This window comes from Enterobacter cloacae complex sp. P13B, from assembly GCF_014895915.1.
GTDB lineage: Bacteria > Pseudomonadota > Gammaproteobacteria > Enterobacterales > Enterobacteriaceae > Enterobacter > Enterobacter bugandensis.
The window spans coordinates 293,890-310,176 of record NZ_JADBQN010000010.1; the positions used below are offsets into that span (position 1 = coordinate 293,890).

Genomic DNA, 16,287 nt, shown 5'->3' on the forward strand with positions numbered 1-16,287 from the left:
GGGGAGTACCGTGCCGTGGACAGGACATCTAAGCGCCCTTTATTTATTACACAGAGTAAAATAATTCCCTCTGAGTTTGTTTGACGGCTATCACGTTTCAGCTTAAGACGGTCGAAAAACTTTCAGTAATTTACAAAAAGCATGTCTGGATGTTTCTAAGAACACCGTCACCGCCCCAAATGAGGCGGTGAACTTTACTCGTTTTATTTATTAATTACGAGCCTAAAAAAAACAGGCTTATCAGACGGATTGCAGGCGGGCGGGGTCGATATGGAACAGCGCAGAGAAGTTTTGCGTCGTGACGCGGGCCAGCTCTTCGATACTGACGCCTTTAAGCACGGCCATGTACTCTGCGACGTCTCGCGTCATGGCCGGCTGGTTCTCTTTACCGCGATGCGGTACCGGCGCCAGATACGGAGAGTCTGTTTCCACCAGAATGCGATCGAGCGGGACATAGCGCGCAGCATCACGGAGCTGCTCAGCGTTACGGAACGTCACGATCCCGGAAAACGAAATATAAAACCCCAAATCAAGCAGTTTACCCGCCGTTTCTCTGTCTTCTGTGAAACAGTGTAGTACGCCACCGCAATCCGTCACGTTTTCTTCCCGGAGGATCGCCAGCGTATCGGCGCGCGCATCGCGTGTATGTACGATGACCGGTTTATTCAGTTCGCGGCCGATGCGAATATGGTTGCGGAAAGACGCCTGCTGGCGCGCTTTCGTTTCCGGCGTATAAAAATAGTCCAGCCCGGTTTCACCCATCGCCACGACGCCCGCTTCTGCTGCCAGTCGGCGCAGCTCTTCTACGTCATACTCTTCATCCTGGTTCAGCGGATGAACGCCGCAGGAGAACACCACGTTATCGCGAACGCCCACCAGCTCACGCATTGAGCGATACCCCGGCAGCGTCGTCGCCACCGCAAGACAAAATTTCACATCGCGGGCAGCGGCTTTCGCCAGCACGTCATCCACGTCGTTGTGCAGGGATTGATAATCCAGGCCATCAAGATGGCAGTGTGAGTCGACTAAAAACATAATGTCTCTCTCAGAGATGGGAAACAGGCGGCGTAACGCCCGGTTGCAGGTAGTGTTCAATACGCAGTAACTGGTCGGTCAGCAAAAGCTCGCGATTAAGACCCGTCACGGTTAAAAGCTGTTCGCGGCTCTCGCAAACATCATGAAGGATAGCGTGCAGAGACGCGCCTGTAAGGCGGCTTGCCAGCATGTTCACCAGGGGCCACGCGTCCGGGTTAGTCAGCAGCGTAGCCCCTTGCTGGATTTTTAGCGCATCGAGCAATAAGGAGGCCAGCCAGTGCAGACGCTCAACGGCCCGATCGCTATTCAGCGCAGGCAGTAAACTCAGCCAGTCCTGGTTGTTAAGTGAAGCCTCAACGGCCCGGCAGAGCGCTTCTCGCTGCGACCAGACGTCAGGCTGTAGTAATGCCAGCGCCGCCGCGGGGGCGCCGCTGCTGAGGCGCAGCGCAGACAACGCACTCTCCTGTGACGTTGTCACCTCTCGCTCAAGCCAGCTTAACGCCCACGATTCCTGAGGCACCGCCAGATGATGGAGACGACAACGGCTGCGCAGCGTCGCCAGTAAACGTCCCGGGTCCCGGCAGGAAAGGAAAAACCACGTCTTTTCCGGCGGCTCTTCCAGGGTTTTAAGCAGCGCGTTCGCCGCCGCCTCGGTAAGCAACGCAGCGTCGTTGAGCCAGACCACTTTTGCCCCGCCCAGACGCGCATGTTCGTACAGTTTCTCGCTGACTTCACGCACGGCATCAATGCCAAGCGCGCTTTTGCCCTTCTCAGGCTCAAGCGTGTAGTAGTCAGGATGCGTGCCGGCCTGCATCAGCTGGCAGCCGCGGCATTTACCGCAGCTTTTATGCCCTTCCGGCTGCTGGCACATCAGAAAACGAGTGATGGCGTAGATCAAGGCATCATCCCCCATTCCCGGCAACGCCTGAATCAGTAACGCATGATGCCCCCGACCGGCCTGATAGCTGGCGATCAGCTGTTCAAAGTGCGGGCGCAACCATGGATACCATTTCATGCCTGCTGCTCCTGTAGCCACTGCGTAACGGTCTGTTGAATATCGCGCGTGACGTCGTCCAGAGATTGCGTGGCGTCAATGGTACGAATTGCGCTGTCCCGCGCGGCCAGCTCAAGATAGCGCGCGCGCGTGCGGTTAAAGAAATCGAATGACTCTTGCTCAATGCGATCCAGTTCGCCGCGCGCGCGGGCGCGCCTGAGACCCACTTCCGGGGTCACATCCAGGTAGAGGGTCAGGTCCGGGCGAAAATCCCCCAGTACGGCATCGCGAAGGGTTGCCAGCATCGCCTGGTCAATACCGCGTCCGCCGCCCTGATAGGCCTGAGTCGACAGATCGTGACGGTCACCGATCACCCACTTGCCGTCGGCCAGCGCAGGTTTAATCACGGTCTCAACCAGCTGGACGCGCGCCGCATAGAACATCAGCACTTCGGCTTTGTCAGTAATAACCTCGTCGCCAACGGATTTAATATCCAGCACCAGGCTGCGCAGTTTCTCCGCCAGCTGAGTACCGCCCGGCTCGCGGGTAAAGACCATGTCAGCGACGCCAAGCGATTTCAGCGTATCCACTACCACGTTACGGGCGGTGGTTTTACCCGCCCCTTCGAGTCCCTCAATGACAATGTATTTACTGCGCATTTTTTTCCTTAAGTGCCTTCAGATAGTCCTGAACAGAGCGATTATGGCCGGCAAGGTTGGTGTTAAAGGTATGCCCCCCTTTTCCATCAGCCACAAAATAGAGGTACGGTGTTTTGGCCGGGTGCGCGGCGGCTTTGAGCGAAGCCTCGCTCGGCGTGGCTATCGGGCCCGGCGGCAAGCCGTTAATCACGTAGGTATTATACGCCGTTGGCGTCTCCAGATCTTTTCTGGAGATCTTGCCGGCATAGCTCTCGCCCATGCCGTAGATGACGGTCGGGTCGGTTTGCAGACGCATGCCGATGCGCAGGCGGTTGATAAATACCGACGCGACCCGGTCGCGCTCGGCCGCCACGGCCGTCTCTTTCTCAATGATCGAGGCCATTGTCACAAACTGGTTTTGATCTTGATAAGGCAGCCCGTCCATGCGCCCTTCCCAGGCGGAATCAACTGCCTCAACCATCTTTTTGTGTGCCCGTTTAAGAATCGCCACATCGGTCGTGCCCGCCGTATACATCCAGGTGTCTGGCCAGAACCAGCCTTCCACCCACTCAGGATGTTCAAATTTCAGCTCCTCGGCGACCGTCTCATAGCGATCGTCTTTGAGCGTGTGCTTGATGTAAGGCGCATCACGCAGCTGCTTGAGGTAATCGCTTAAGCGCATCCCTTCAACAAAGCGCAGCGGGAACTGTGCCTCTTTACCGCTTTCCAACAGCTGCAGCATCTCTCTGACGGTCATGCCGGGCGTAAAGCGATAGGTACCAGCCTTGAAGTGAGACAGTTCAGGCTCGATACGCAATAACCACTGGAACACGCGTGGACGGTTGATGATTTTATCCCCGTAAAGCTGCTCGCCCAGCGCCATCCGCCCGGTACCGGCTTTCAGGGTAAAAATCGTCTCGTCTTTAATCAGGATTTTACTATCCGCCAGCTGGCGAACCTTCCATACTCCCGCTCCGCCGGCAATACCCAGCGCAACAATCAGGAGAAGGACAAAGCGCAACATTTTCTTCATGACTTTTTGATTTGCTCACATATCGGGGCTAAAAACGTAAAGAGCTCTCGCGAAGACCAGCGCTGTTGACCATACGCCCGAACGGGTATAACAGGCATCAGCGCATTGCAGATCACAACTTCATCGGCGGACAGCAGCGCCTCTTCCTTCGCGTTTACTTCGACAACGCGAAAGCCTGCATGTGCCAGCTGTTGCAAACAAAACTGGCGCATGATGCCGTTAACCCCAGCCTGCTCCAGCGAAGGGGTGAAGACCTCACGGCCCTTCCGCCAGAGTAAATTAGCCGCACAGCATTCCGTAATGAACCCTTCGCTGTCAAGGACTAGCGCCTCATCGGCGTCCGTCTGTTCAAGATGAGTACGAACAAGCACCTGTTCAAGGCGGTTAAGATGTTTTATTCCGGCGAGCATAGGGTTTCGCCCCAGCCGTACCGGGCTCAGCGTCAGCGTTACCCCCTCCTCACGCCAGCGTGCATAGTGAGCAGGATACGCTGATACGGAAAGAATACGCGTGGGATGCTGACAGGCGGAACCGCTGTACCCTCGCCCGCCGCTGCCGCGGCTAAGAATAACTTTTAAAACGCCGTTTGTATTACCTGACGCCAGCCGGCGCATCTCGCGCTCGAGAATGTCCCACTGCATGAAGGGAATCAGCAATTTCTCGCAGGCTTTTTGTAAACGACGGATATGGGCGTCAAGCAGGCTCACCTCACCGTCAAGAATACGCGCCGTGGTGAAACAGCCATCGCCAAACTGGATTGCCCTGTCGCTTGCCGGCAGCGTTTCTTGTTCAAGGCCATTAATGAGAAACATGGTGTCTCCTTATGCGTGGAGGCTCAGTCTGGCAGGATGTTAAAAGCCGGACAAGGGGATTTTCCCTAATAAAAAAGGCCCGCCAAGCGGACCTTTTTTTTATAGCTTTCAGGCAGTCAGGCTCAGACCTTTTTGAAGATCAGAGAACCATTCGTGCCGCCAAAGCCGAAGGAGTTACACAGGGTGTACTCCATACCGCTAACCTGACGCGCTTCGTGCGGAACGAAGTCCAGATCGCAACCTTCATCCGGGTTATCCAGGTTGATGGTTGGCGGCACAGCCTGATCGCGCAGCGCAAGGATAGAGTAGATTGACTCTACTGCACCCGCCGCACCCAGCAGGTGACCGGTCATGGATTTCGTGGAGCTGACCATTACGCGGCTGGCAGCCTCGCCGAAGATAGACTTAACCGCCTGCGCTTCTGCTTTATCGCCTGCAGGCGTAGAAGTGCCGTGCGCGTTAACGTAGCCAATCTGTGCAGGGGTAATACCCGCATCACGGATCGCATTTTCCATCGCCAGCGCAGCACCCGCGCCGTTCTCCGGAGGAGACGTCATGTGATACGCATCGCTGCTCATCCCGAAGCCAACGACTTCAGCATAAATTTTCGCGCCACGTTTTTTCGCATGTTCGTACTCTTCCAGTACGAGCATACCTGCGCCGTCACCCAGCACGAAACCATCGCGGTCTTTATCCCACGGACGGCTCGCCGCCTGAGGGTTATCGTTACGGGTAGAGAGCGCACGCGCTGCGCCGAAACCACCAACACCCAGTGGGGTACTGGCTTTTTCAGCACCGCCCGCAACCATAGCATCTGCATCGCCGTACGCAATGATACGCGCGGCCTGGCCGATGTTATGTACGCCAGACGTACACGCGGTAGCGATAGAGATGCTTGGCCCACGCAGGCCGAACATAATGGTCAGGTGACCTGCCACCATGTTAACAATCGTGGACGGAACGAAGAACGGGCTGATCTTACGCGGTCCGCCATTCATCAGCGATGTATGGTTTTCCTCGATCAGGCCAAGACCACCAATCCCGGAGCCGATAGCGGCGCCGATACGGGTTGCGTTCTCTTCCGTAATCTCAAGGCCAGAATCCTGCATGGCCTGAACGCCAGCGACAATTCCATATTGAATGAAGGCATCCATCTTGCGCTGTTCTTTGCGCGAGATGATCTCTTCACAGTTAAAATCCTTTACTAAGCCAGCAAATTTCGTTGCATAGGCGCTAGTATCGAAATGGTCGATTAGGCTGATGCCGCTCTGACCGGCAAGGAGAGCTTTCCAGGTGGACTCTACGGTATTGCCGACAGGAGACAACATGCCAAGTCCGGTCACAACTACACGACGCTTAGACACGTTTGTCCTCCAGGGAGGGATAAAAAAAGAGATACGTGGGACTAAAAAAGATAAAACTCAGGCGGTCGAATGACCGCCTGGAGATGTTCACTTACGCCTGGTGGCCGTTGATGTAATCAATGGCAGCCTGAACGGTGGTGATTTTCTCAGCTTCTTCGTCCGGAATCTCAGTATCAAACTCTTCTTCCAGAGCCATTACCAGCTCAACGGTGTCAAGAGAATCTGCGCCCAGGTCTTCAACGAAGGAAGCGGAGTTCACAACTTCTTCCTGCTTAACGCCCAGCTGTTCGCCGATAATTTTCTTAACGCGTTCTTCGATAGTGCTCATACTCTTAAATTTCCTATCAAAACTCGCTTTCGCGATGGTTTTCGTAGTGTATAAAATGTTGAAAAATTTGCAACTAAATCCCGGCAGGTCTTACCACGATTTTACGTTATTTTGAGGCCATTTGCCCTAATAACGCAAATATTTTCGATCGTGATTAAACCATGTACATCCCGCCGTTGACGTGGAGGGTCTCACCAGTGATGTAACCCGCTTCGTCAGAGGCTAAAAATGCAACCGCACTGGCGATTTCTTTAGGGTCGCCAAGACGACCCGCCGGAACTGCCGCCAGCGTACCCGCACGCTGATCATCAGTCAGCGCACGCGTCATGTCCGTTTCAATAAAGCCCGGAGCAACAACGTTTACAGTAATCCCGCGGGACGCGACTTCACGCGCCAGCGACTTACTGAAACCGATCAGACCTGCTTTCGCCGCAGCGTAGTTAGCCTGACCAGCATTTCCCATGGTACCAACCACAGAACCAACAGTGATAATACGACCATGACGCTTTTTCATCATAGCGCGCATTACCGCTTTTGACAGACGGAATACAGATGACAGGTTGGTTTCGATAATATCGTTCCACTCATCATCTTTCATTCGCATCAGCAGGTTGTCGCGAGTTATCCCGGCATTATTGACCAGAATATCCACTTCACCAAACTCTGCGCGAATATTTTCCAGAACAGATTCGATAGATGCAGGTTCGGTCACATTCAGTACCAGACCTTTACCGTTCGCACCCAGATACTCGCTGATGGCCTGGGCGCCATTCTCGCTGGTTGCTGTACCAATCACCTTCGCGCCGCGCGCGACCAGTGTTTCAGCAATTGCACGCCCGATACCGCGGCTTGCGCCAGTAACCAGGGCAATTTTTCCTTCAAAACTCATGGTATTCCTCTTTTATTGCGAGAGTGCCGCTAACATCGCTTCCGGCTCGTTAATCGCCGAGGCAGTCAGGGTGTCAACAATACGTTTCGTCAGACCGGTGAGGACTTTACCAGGACCGACTTCATAAAGGTGCTCAACGCCCTGAGAGGCCATAAACTCAACGGTTTTGGTCCACTGTACCGGGCTATAGAGCTGGCGAACCAGTGCGTCACGGATAGCCTCCGGCGCGGTTTCGCATTTCACATCGACGTTGTTCACAACGGAAATCGTCGGTGCGTTAAAGGTAATTTTTTCCAGCTCAGCCGCCAGTTTCTCGGCTGCGGGCTTCATCAGTGCGCAGTGAGACGGTACGCTGACCGGCAGCGGCAGTGCGCGTTTGGCGCCCGCGGCTTTACAGGCAGCACCGGCACGTTCAACGGCCTCTTTATGACCAGCAATAACAACCTGGCCCGGCGAGTTGAAGTTAACCGGAGAAACCACCTGCCCTTCAGCAGATTCTTCACACGCTTTTGCAATCGCGGCATCATCCAGACCAATAATGGCAGACATGCCACCCGTTCCTTCTGGCACCGCTTCCTGCATGAATTTACCGCGCAGTTCTACCAGGCGCACCGCGTCAGCAAACGCAATCACACCGGCGCACACCAGCGCAGAGTATTCACCCAGGCTATGGCCCGCGAGCAGCGCTGGCGCTTTACCGCCCTGCTGCTGCCATACGCGCCACAGCGCAACGGACGCAGTCAGCAACGCTGGCTGAGTTTGCCAGGTTTTGTTCAGCTCTTCGGCCGGACCCTGTTGGGTCAGCGCCCACAGATCATAACCCAGCGCATCAGAAGCTTCACGAAAAGTCTCTTCAATGACCGGGTAGTTTGCTGCCATTTCAGACAACATCCCAACGGTTTGAGAACCCTGGCCCGGGAACACAAAAGCAAATTGCGTCATTTTTTATTCCTTATACTAGAAACGAACCAGCGCGGAACCCCAGGTGAACCCGCCACCGAAGGCTTCAAGCAAGACCAGCTGGCCCCGTTTGATTCGTCCGTCGCGTACCGCTTCATCAAATGCGCACGGTACCGACGCCGCAGAGGTGTTGCCGTGACGATCCAGCGTCACCACAACGTTATCCATCGACATGCCCAGCTTTTTAGCGGTGGCGCTGATGATACGCAGGTTCGCCTGATGCGGCACCAGCCAGTCGAGCGCGGTGCGTTCAAGGTTATTTGCTTCCAGCGTCTCATCGACAATGTGCGCAAGCTCGGTCACCGCCACTTTGAACACCTCGTTACCCGCCATGGTCAGGTAGATGGAGCTGTCCGGATTAACGCGATCGGCGTTAGGCAGCGTTAACAGCTCGCCGTAGCGGCCATCGGCATGCAGATGCGTGGAGATGATACCCGGCTCTTCGGACTGCCCCAGCAGCACCGCACCGGCACCATCACCGAAAATAATGATCGTTCCGCGATCGGTTGGATCGCAGGTACGCGCCAAAACGTCAGCACCGATAACCAGCGCATATTTGACGGAGCCAGATTTAACATACTGATCGGCAATGCTCAGCGCGTAGGTGAAACCTGCGCACGCGGCGGCAACGTCAAACGCCGGGCAGCCTTTAATACCGAGCATGTTCTGCACCTGACACGCCGCGCTTGGGAAAGCATGCGTGGCAGACGTCGTGGCAACCACGATCAAGCCAATCTCTTCTTTATCGATACCCGCCATTTCGATAGCGCGCTGTGCGGCTTCGTAACCCATGGTGGACACGGTTTCGTCTGGCGCGGCGATACGACGTTCACGGATACCTGTGCGCGTGACAATCCACTCGTCAGACGTATCTACCATTTTTTCCAGATCGGCGTTGGTACGCACTTGTTTTGGCAGGTAGCTGCCGGTACCTAAAATCTTCGTATACATGTACGCTCAGTCACTTTTAGCTAATACAGATTCCAGGCGAGCGGCAATCCGCTGAGGGACTTGTCGCTGCACCGCCTGCACTGCCTGTTCAATGGCGACAGAAAATGCTCGCTGATTGGCGGCGCCATGACTCTTAATCACGATGCCGCGCAATCCTAACAGACAGGCGCCATTATACTGGTCGGGGTTGAGGTGACTGAATCGCCGCGTCAGGCTCTTTTGTAACCAACGCTTCAATAAAATCAACCACCAGGCGCTTTTTTTGCCTTCTCCCTGAGATTTCAGCAGAGAAAGGAACATGCGCACGACCCCTTCCATGGTCTTCAACGTTACGTTTCCGGTGAAGCCATCGCACACCAGAACATCCGTTTTTCCCGTCAGCAACTCATTGGCTTCGAGATAACCAATATAGTTGATGGAGGGAACCTGTTTGAGCATTTCAGCAGCGTCGCGAATGCTGTCCAGGCCTTTGGTCTCTTCTTCACCAATATTCAATAACGCAACGCGGGGATTGTTGATCCCGACCACGTCTTCTGCCAGCACCGACCCCATCACGGCGAACTGAGCCAGCATGGTACTATCACAATCCACGTTAGCGCCCAAATCGAGCACCACCGTTTTCCCCTTCTGCTGATGCGGTAACACCGTCACCAGCGCCGGGCGCTCAATGCCCTCAATCGGCTTGAGCAGTAATTTCGACAGCCCCATCAGCGCGCCGGTATTGCCGGCGCTGACGCAAGCCTGCGCTCGCCCTTCTTTTACCAGCTCCAGCGCCATGCGCATAGAGCTGCCACGGCTATTACGAATCGCCTGTGAGGGGCGTGCATCACTGGCAATAACTGACTGCGCAGGAATAATCTGCAGACGCGAACGTTGTTCAAAGTCAGCTTTTGCAAGTAATGGCGTGATTGTGTCGGGATTGCCGACTAAAAGAAGTGTGAGTTGCGAATTAGAATTCAGTGCCTGCAATGCTGCAGGCACTGTCACGGAAGGGCCAAAATCTCCCCCCATGACATCTAACGCCAGGGTTAGACGTGTCAAGGTATCGTCGCAGCCTGGTTCGGTAACTTCCCCGTTTGCACGGGGAAATCCTCACTAAGCCTAATCACGCTTTCGCGCGATTACTTAGTGATAACCTTGCGGCCGCGGTAGAAACCGTCAGCGGTGATGTGGTGACGCAGGTGTTTCTCACCAGAAGTCTTGTCTACAGACAGGCTGGTAACTGCAGTCAGCGCGTCATGGGAACGACGCATGCCACGTTTGGAACGGGTTGGTTTATTCTGTTGTACGGCCATGGACCTTACTCCTCAATTACTTACGCTTTAAGCTGGCTAATACGGCAAATGGGTTTGGTTTTTGCGCTTCATCAGGCAGTTCCCCAAAGACCATGTCCGCCTCGGACACTTCACAGTGTTCAGAATCATGCACCGGAACGACTGGCAAGGAGAGGATGATTTCATCTTCAACCAGAGCCAGAAGATCGATTTCACCGAATTCGTTAACCTCAATCGGCTCATACGCTTCCGGGAGTGCTTCAGCCTGTTCGTCAGAACGAACCGGACTGAAACAATACGTTGTGTGAACATGCTGTACAAACGGTTTCCCGCAACGCTGACACTCGAGCGTTACCGTTACCTTTGCATCACCGGTTAAAACGGCGAGACGCTGGTTGTCGATAGCGAACGACATGGAGCATTCTACATCACTGTCCACACTGACTACAGATTCGGCAATACGCTCGGCCTGATCGGAAGTATAGATACCTTCGTAATCAAGGCGTTTTTGAGCCGTACGAACCGGATCAAGAGTCAGGGGTAATTTTACCTTTTGCATAGGGCGCGCATATTAACTTTGTAACGTCATAGAGTCAAAGAAAAAGGCAACCAGAGCTGCCTTTTGCCAATTATTCGCACACATTGCGGCCTGTAGTTTAAAATGGCTGGCATCGATACGCTATATCTGGTGATAAAAATATGCCAAATCTCGTCCTTGCTTCCACTTCTCCCTACCGTCGAACGCTGCTGGAAAAGCTCGGGATCCCGTTTGCATGCGCCGCGCCGGACGTTGATGAGACGCCGCAGCCGGGCGAATCACCGCGTCATCTGGTGACGCGTCTCGCTAAAAAGAAAGCGCAATCGCTGGCCGCACGTTATCCTGCACATTTGATTATAGGCTCCGATCAGGTTTGCGTGCTGGACGGCGAAATCACCGGCAAGCCCCATACGGAGGAGAATGCCTGCCAGCAGCTTCTGCGTGCGCGGGGCACTATCGTGACCTTTTACACGGGCCTGGCGCTCTATAACTCCGCCTCCGGCCATCTGCAAACCGAATGCGAGCCGTTCGACGTGCACTTCCGCCATCTTAGCGAACAGGAGATTATGGACTACGTGCGCCGGGAACGTCCGCTGAACTGCGCAGGAAGCTTTAAGAGTGAAGGACTGGGGATTGCGCTGTTCGACAAACTGGATGGGCGGGATCCGAACACACTGGTGGGATTGCCGCTGATTGCCTTGTGTCAGATGTTACGGCGAGAAGAGTGTAATCCGCTGATCGTGTAAGTTATGCCCAGCGGCGCTTCGCTTGCATGGGCCTACGGGTTTCGTAGGCCGGGTAAGCGCAGCGCCACCCGGCACATAATCAGCCGCGCAGAACCTTCAGGCAGCGTTTCAACTGCTCGTCCAGCGGCGCTTCAATACGGATAACTTCCCCGGTATTAGGATGGGTAAACTTCAGCGCTGCCGCATGCAGGAACAGACGCGACAGGCCCGTACCCGCCAGTTGCTTATCGAACTCGCGATCGCCGTAGCGGTCATCAAACGCAATCGGATGGCCCGCAAACTGGGTATGCACGCGAATCTGGTGGGTACGCCCCGTCACCGGGCTGCAACGCACCAGCGTGGCAAACTCATAGCGCTCTTCAACCTTAAAGCGCGTCTCCGACGGTTTCCCTTCCTGGCTCACGCGCACAATGCGCTCGCCGCTTTGCAGAATGTTCTTCAGCAGCGGGGCCTGCACCACCTTCACGTGGGACTGCCACTGACCGCGCACCAGCGCCAGATAATCTTTCTGCATGCCCTTTTCACGCAGCTGCTCGTGCAGGGAACGCAGCGCTGAACGCTTTTTCGCTACCAGCAGCACGCCTGATGTATCACGGTCCAGGCGGTGAACCAGTTCGAGGAAACGGGCTTCCGGACGCAGCGCACGTAACCCTTCAATCACGCCGAAGCTCAGACCGCTACCACCGTGGACCGCGGTACCCGATGGCTTATTCAGCACCAGAATATGATCGTCCTCATAAAGGATGACATCGCTCAGGGCCGCGACTTTTTGCAGCTTCGGCGAAACCACCTCTTCTTCACGTTCAGCCACGCGAACCGGTGGAATACGCACTTCATCACCGGCTTCGAGCTTATACTCAGGCTTCACGCGTTTTTTATTCACACGCACCTCGCCCTTACGCAGGATGCGGTAAATCATACTCTTTGGCACGCCCTTCAGTTGGGTGCGCAAGAAGTTATCGATGCGTTGCCCCGCGTAGTCATCCGCGATAGCAACCATTTTTACGGCTGGAGTCTCTGTTTTCATGGTTGGCGATTCTAAATATCGTCAGCCATTAGCGCCACTCATTTTTCTATGCTTATATTTACTTTTATCCGGCCTGCGCCCCGTTTCACGCAATCGATTTGGTGGTTATTAAACCAATCACCACCTTGAGGTGAAGAAACTGTGAGTAACCGGGTGATAATTGGTAAAAGTCATCTTGCTATAACCCGGCGAGCAGTGGAATAATGGGGCTGTTTTCCGCGTTAAATCCGGGTTTTGTAAGGATGTCGACGGAATGACCAATTTTGTCTGACCGATCATCCACGCAGCAATGGCGTAAGACGTATTGATCTTTCAGGCAGTTAGCGGGCTGCGGGTTGCAGTACTTCCCGGTATAAGGATTGTTCTCTGGAGAGTTCTACCCAGGCAATTCCCCTGATAATTGCGCTGTGTTTCCGTATGAAATACAGGCAACCGACACTCTGCGCCTCTTAAGCGAGCGACAACCGTGAGGTTGGCGACGTGAACAGACACGAGGCCATCGGTTCATACCCCGGAAAGCGTCACCTTGCCCGCAGCTTTGTCGTCAATGTAAGAATAACGAGTAAGTTACGATGAAAAGAATGTTAATCAACGCAACTCAGCAAGAAGAGTTGCGTGTCGCCCTTGTGGATGGGCAGCGCCTGTACGATCTGGATATCGAAAGTCCTGGACACGAACAGAAAAAAGCGAACATTTACAAAGGTAAAATCACCCGCATTGAACCAAGCCTTGAAGCTGCATTTGTCGATTACGGTGCTGAGCGTCATGGTTTCCTCCCTCTGAAAGAAATCGCCCGCGAATATTTCCCTGCAAACTACAACGCCCATGGCCGCCCAAACATCAAAGATGTTCTGCGTGAAGGTCAGGAAGTTATCGTTCAGATTGATAAAGAAGAGCGCGGCAACAAGGGTGCCGCACTGACCACCTTTATCAGCCTGGCGGGGAGCTATCTGGTGCTGATGCCAAACAACCCGCGCGCGGGTGGCATCTCTCGCCGTATCGAAGGTGATGACCGTACCGAGCTGAAAGAAGCGCTGGCAAGCCTTGAGCTGCCGGATGGCATGGGGCTTATCGTGCGTACCGCGGGCGTGGGCAAATCTGCCGAAGCGCTGCAGTGGGACCTGAGCTTCCGTCTGAAGCACTGGGAAGCTATCCAGAAAGCCGCAGAAAGCCGCCCTGCTCCGTTCCTGATCCACCAGGAAAGCAACGTTATCGTGCGTGCCTTCCGTGATTACCTGCGTCAGGACATCGGTGAGATTCTGATCGATAACCCGAAAGTGCTTGAGCTGGCTCGCCAGCACATCGCCGCGCTGGGTCGTCCGGATTTCACCAGCAAAATTAAACTGTACACCGGTGAAATCCCGCTGTTCAGCCATTATCAGATCGAATCCCAGATCGAGTCCGCCTTCCAGCGTGAAGTGCGCCTGCCGTCCGGCGGTTCTATCGTTATCGATACCACCGAAGCGCTGACCGCTATCGACATCAACTCCGCGCGTGCAACCCGCGGCGGGGACATCGAAGAGACGGCCTTCAACACCAACCTTGAAGCCGCTGATGAAATCGCCCGCCAGCTCCGCCTGCGCGACCTGGGCGGTCTGATTGTTATCGACTTCATCGACATGACTCCTGTTCGCCACCAGCGCGCGGTTGAAAACCGCCTGCGTGAAGCGGTGCGTCAGGATCGCGCGCGTATCCAGATTAGCCACATCTCGCGCTTCGGCCTGCTGGAGATGTCCCGCCAGCGTCTGAGCCCGTCGCTGGGTGAGTCCAGCCATCACGTCTGCCCGCGCTGCTCCGGCACCGGCACCGTGCGTGATAACGAATCGCTGTCTCTCTCTATCCTGCGTCTGATTGAAGAAGAAGCGCTGAAAGAGAACACCAAAGAGGTTCACGCCATTGTGCCTGTGCCGATTGCCTCCTACCTGCTGAACGAAAAACGTGCAGCGGTCAGCGCAATCGAAGCGCGTCAGGGCGGCGTTCGCTGCATCATCGTGCCAAACGACCAGATGGAAACCCCGCACTATCACGTGCTGCGTGTCCGTAAGGGCGAAGAGACCAGCACCCTCAGCTACCTGCTGCCGAAGCTGCATGAAGAAGAGATGGCGCTGCCTTCCGATGAAGAACCTGCCGAGCGCAAACTCCCAGAGCAGCCTGCGTTAGCGACCTTCATTATGCCTGAAGCACCACCGGAAGCGGCGCTGGAAAAACCTGCAGCCAAACCGGCGGCGCAGAAACCAGAAGCAACGGCAGTGAAAGCCCAGCCGGCGCAACCGGGTCTGCTGAGCCGCTTCTTCGGCGCGCTGAAGAAGATGTTTGCGGGTGAAGAAGTTCAGCCAGAGCAGCCGAAAGAAGAACCTAAAGCTGCCAAACCTGAACGTCAGCAGGACCGTCGCAAGCGTCAGAACAACCGCCGCGATCGTAACGACCGCAGCGACCGTAACGAGCGTCGTGACAGCCGTTCAGACAATAACGAAGGCCGTGAACAGCGCGAAGACAACCGTCGCAACCGTCGCGAGAAACAGCAGCAGAATGTTGAAGATCGTGAAATTCGCCAGCAGGCGGGCGATGAGTCCGAGAAGAGCAAGCAGCGCGACGAGCAGCAGCCACGCCGCGAACGCAACCGTCGTCGTAACGACGAGAAGCGTCAGGCGCAGCAGGAAGTTAAAAACCTGAACCGCGAAGAGCCCGCTGAGCAGCAGGACGGCGAGCAGGAAGAACGTACTCAGGTGATGCCTCGTCGTAAGCAGCGCCAGCTGGCACAGAAAGTGCGCATTGGTGCGGCTCCGGTAGAAGAAACCACCGTAGTTGCGGCTGAAGCGGCAGAAACCGCAACAGGCACGCAGGTTGCAAAAGTTGACCTGCCAGCCGTTGTGGACAATAACGTTGAGCAGGATGAAAACGGTGAAAACCGTGACAACGCAGGTATGCCGCGTCGCTCCCGCCGTTCTCCGCGTCATCTGCGCGTAAGTGGCCAGCGTCGTCGTCGCTACCGTGACGAGCGTTATCCGACTCAGTCTCCAATGCCTTTGACCGTGGCGTGCGCGTCACCAGAAATGGCATCCGGCAAAGTCTGGATCCGTTATCCGGTCGCTCGCCTGGAGCAGGCTGTTGAAGAGCAGGCTGTGACCGAAGAGGTGATTGCTCCTGTAGCAGCGGTTGAAGGCGCTGTGACCGAAGCAGCAACCGTGGTTGAACCTCAGGTTGTTGAAGCGGCAGAACCACACGCAGTGGACGTCGAAACCACCCATCCTGAAGTGATTGCCGCGCCGGTTGATGCCGCACCGCAGATTATCGCCGAAGAAGATGTCGTGGTGGCTGAGGAAGTCGCTGAAGAGGCTGAACCAGTAGCCGCAGTGGAAGAAGCCGCTGAAACCCTCGTCGAAACCACCACTGAAGAAATCGTTCAGGACGTTGAGATTCAGGTTGAACCGGTTGTTGAAGAAGCGAAAGCGCCTGAAGTGGAACCAGAGCCGGTTAAGGTTGTTGCCGCTCCTGCGCCTGCTCACGTTGCGACAGCGCCGATGACGCGCGCTCCGGCACCAGAGTATGTGCCTGAAGCACCGCGTCACAGCGACTGGGTTCGCCCGGCGTTCAGCTTTGACGGTAAAGGCGCTGCAGGCGGCCACAGTGCAACGCATCAGGCGACTGCACCAGCAACGCGTCCGCAGTCTGTCGAATAACGACGCAGAAAGTAAAAA

16 protein-coding genes are annotated in these 16,287 nt (G+C 55.2%); 2 read left to right on the forward strand and 14 right to left on the reverse strand.

All coding sequences use genetic code 11. The features are described from left to right. Positions 1-240 precede the first annotated feature (240 nt). From IM273_RS06835 to yceD, 13 genes are all read right to left on the reverse strand, one after another. Complete coding sequence (locus tag IM273_RS06835; protein ID WP_047368291.1) at positions 241-1,035, reverse strand: metal-dependent hydrolase; 795 nt, start codon at positions 1,033-1,035, stop codon at positions 241-243. A gap of 10 nt (positions 1,036-1,045) precedes the next feature. Continuing rightward, the gene (gene holB / locus IM273_RS06840) at positions 1,046-2,050 is read right to left on the reverse strand and encodes a DNA polymerase III subunit delta' (protein WP_045261638.1); all 1,005 of its coding nucleotides are present in this window, start codon (positions 2,048-2,050) and stop codon (positions 1,046-1,048) included. Further along, positions 2,047-2,688: a dTMP kinase gene (tmk, locus tag IM273_RS06845; RefSeq protein WP_041910511.1), complete on the reverse strand. Its 642-nt coding sequence runs from the start codon at positions 2,686-2,688 to the stop codon at positions 2,047-2,049. Before tmk ends, holB begins: the two co-directional genes overlap by 4 nt. Beyond that, complete coding sequence (gene yceG / locus IM273_RS06850; protein ID WP_193050278.1) at positions 2,678-3,700, reverse strand: cell division protein YceG; 1,023 nt, start codon at positions 3,698-3,700, stop codon at positions 2,678-2,680. The genes tmk and yceG overlap by 11 nt, the downstream gene beginning before the upstream one ends. Further along, a complete protein-coding gene (gene pabC / locus IM273_RS06855; protein WP_193050280.1) occupies positions 3,697-4,512 on the reverse strand; it encodes an aminodeoxychorismate lyase in 816 nt (271 codons plus the stop codon). The genes yceG and pabC overlap by 4 nt, the downstream gene beginning before the upstream one ends. 122 nt (positions 4,513-4,634) lie before the next feature. Next, the gene (fabF, locus tag IM273_RS06860) at positions 4,635-5,876 is read right to left on the reverse strand and encodes a beta-ketoacyl-ACP synthase II (protein ID WP_045630098.1); all 1,242 of its coding nucleotides are present in this window, start codon (positions 5,874-5,876) and stop codon (positions 4,635-4,637) included. A gap of 91 nt (positions 5,877-5,967) precedes the next feature. Next, positions 5,968-6,204: an acyl carrier protein gene (gene acpP, locus IM273_RS06865; RefSeq protein WP_003857954.1), complete on the reverse strand. Its 237-nt coding sequence runs from the start codon at positions 6,202-6,204 to the stop codon at positions 5,968-5,970. A 154-nt stretch (positions 6,205-6,358) separates the two neighbouring features. Beyond that, complete coding sequence (fabG, locus tag IM273_RS06870) at positions 6,359-7,093, reverse strand: 3-oxoacyl-ACP reductase FabG (RefSeq protein WP_010429699.1); 735 nt, start codon at positions 7,091-7,093, stop codon at positions 6,359-6,361. Between the two features lie 12 nt (positions 7,094-7,105). After that, complete coding sequence (gene fabD / locus IM273_RS06875; RefSeq protein ID WP_193050282.1) at positions 7,106-8,035, reverse strand: ACP S-malonyltransferase; 930 nt, start codon at positions 8,033-8,035, stop codon at positions 7,106-7,108. Positions 8,036-8,050: 15 nt separating this feature from the next. Further along, entirely contained in the window at positions 8,051-9,004 is a 954-nt protein-coding gene (locus tag IM273_RS06880; RefSeq protein WP_041910515.1) for a beta-ketoacyl-ACP synthase III, read from the reverse strand. Between the two features lie 6 nt (positions 9,005-9,010). Then, the gene (plsX, locus tag IM273_RS06885) at positions 9,011-10,045 is read right to left on the reverse strand and encodes a phosphate acyltransferase PlsX (protein WP_028012715.1); all 1,035 of its coding nucleotides are present in this window, start codon (positions 10,043-10,045) and stop codon (positions 9,011-9,013) included. Between the two features lie 80 nt (positions 10,046-10,125). Further along, a complete protein-coding gene (gene rpmF / locus IM273_RS06890; RefSeq protein ID WP_003857964.1) occupies positions 10,126-10,299 on the reverse strand; it encodes a 50S ribosomal protein L32 in 174 nt (57 codons plus the stop codon). A gap of 16 nt (positions 10,300-10,315) precedes the next feature. Continuing rightward, positions 10,316-10,837, reverse strand: a complete 522-nt coding sequence (gene yceD / locus IM273_RS06895) for a 23S rRNA accumulation protein YceD (protein WP_021240759.1) — start codon at positions 10,835-10,837, stop codon at positions 10,316-10,318. Between the two features lie 140 nt (positions 10,838-10,977). Here yceD and IM273_RS06900 point away from each other — a divergent pair, with 140 nt between their 5' ends. Beyond that, positions 10,978-11,562, forward strand: coding sequence for a nucleoside triphosphate pyrophosphatase (locus IM273_RS06900; protein ID WP_193050284.1), 585 nt, complete (start codon positions 10,978-10,980; stop codon positions 11,560-11,562). Between the two features lie 79 nt (positions 11,563-11,641). Here the strand turns inward: IM273_RS06900 and rluC are convergent, their stop codons facing one another. Continuing rightward, positions 11,642-12,589 carry a 23S rRNA pseudouridine(955/2504/2580) synthase RluC gene (gene rluC / locus IM273_RS06905; RefSeq protein ID WP_028012713.1) on the reverse strand — a complete coding sequence of 316 codons (948 nt, stop codon included), beginning with the start codon at positions 12,587-12,589 and terminating at the stop codon, positions 11,642-11,644. Between the two features lie 572 nt (positions 12,590-13,161). On the opposite strand from rluC, the gene rne reads away from it, so the two are divergent. Continuing rightward, complete coding sequence (rne, locus tag IM273_RS06910) at positions 13,162-16,269, forward strand: ribonuclease E (protein WP_193050287.1); 3,108 nt, start codon at positions 13,162-13,164, stop codon at positions 16,267-16,269. The last annotated feature ends 18 nt before the right edge of the window (positions 16,270-16,287 follow it).

Coding starts and splice junctions, on each gene's coding strand:
- acpP (WP_003857954.1), bottom strand. CDS start 6,204: ATGAGCACTATCGAAGAACGCGTTAAGAAAATTATCGGCGAACAGCTG.
- IM273_RS06835 (WP_047368291.1), bottom strand. CDS start 1,035: ATGTTTTTAGTCGACTCACACTGCCATCTTGATGGCCTGGATTATCAA.
- yceG (WP_193050278.1), bottom strand. CDS start 3,700: ATGAAGAAAATGTTGCGCTTTGTCCTTCTCCTGATTGTTGCGCTGGGT.
- IM273_RS06900 (WP_193050284.1), top strand. CDS start 10,978: ATGCCAAATCTCGTCCTTGCTTCCACTTCTCCCTACCGTCGAACGCTG.
- fabD (WP_193050282.1), bottom strand. CDS start 8,035: ATGACGCAATTTGCTTTTGTGTTCCCGGGCCAGGGTTCTCAAACCGTT.
- rne (WP_193050287.1), top strand. CDS start 13,162: ATGAAAAGAATGTTAATCAACGCAACTCAGCAAGAAGAGTTGCGTGTC.
- tmk (WP_041910511.1), bottom strand. CDS start 2,688: ATGCGCAGTAAATACATTGTCATTGAGGGACTCGAAGGGGCGGGTAAA.
- rpmF (WP_003857964.1), bottom strand. CDS start 10,299: ATGGCCGTACAACAGAATAAACCAACCCGTTCCAAACGTGGCATGCGT.
- rluC (WP_028012713.1), bottom strand. CDS start 12,589: ATGAAAACAGAGACTCCAGCCGTAAAAATGGTTGCTATCGCGGATGAC.
- yceD (WP_021240759.1), bottom strand. CDS start 10,837: ATGCAAAAGGTAAAATTACCCCTGACTCTTGATCCGGTTCGTACGGCT.
- pabC (WP_193050280.1), bottom strand. CDS start 4,512: ATGTTTCTCATTAATGGCCTTGAACAAGAAACGCTGCCGGCAAGCGAC.
- holB (WP_045261638.1), bottom strand. CDS start 2,050: ATGAAATGGTATCCATGGTTGCGCCCGCACTTTGAACAGCTGATCGCC.
- fabG (WP_010429699.1), bottom strand. CDS start 7,093: ATGAGTTTTGAAGGAAAAATTGCCCTGGTTACTGGCGCAAGCCGCGGT.
- IM273_RS06880 (WP_041910515.1), bottom strand. CDS start 9,004: ATGTATACGAAGATTTTAGGTACCGGCAGCTACCTGCCAAAACAAGTG.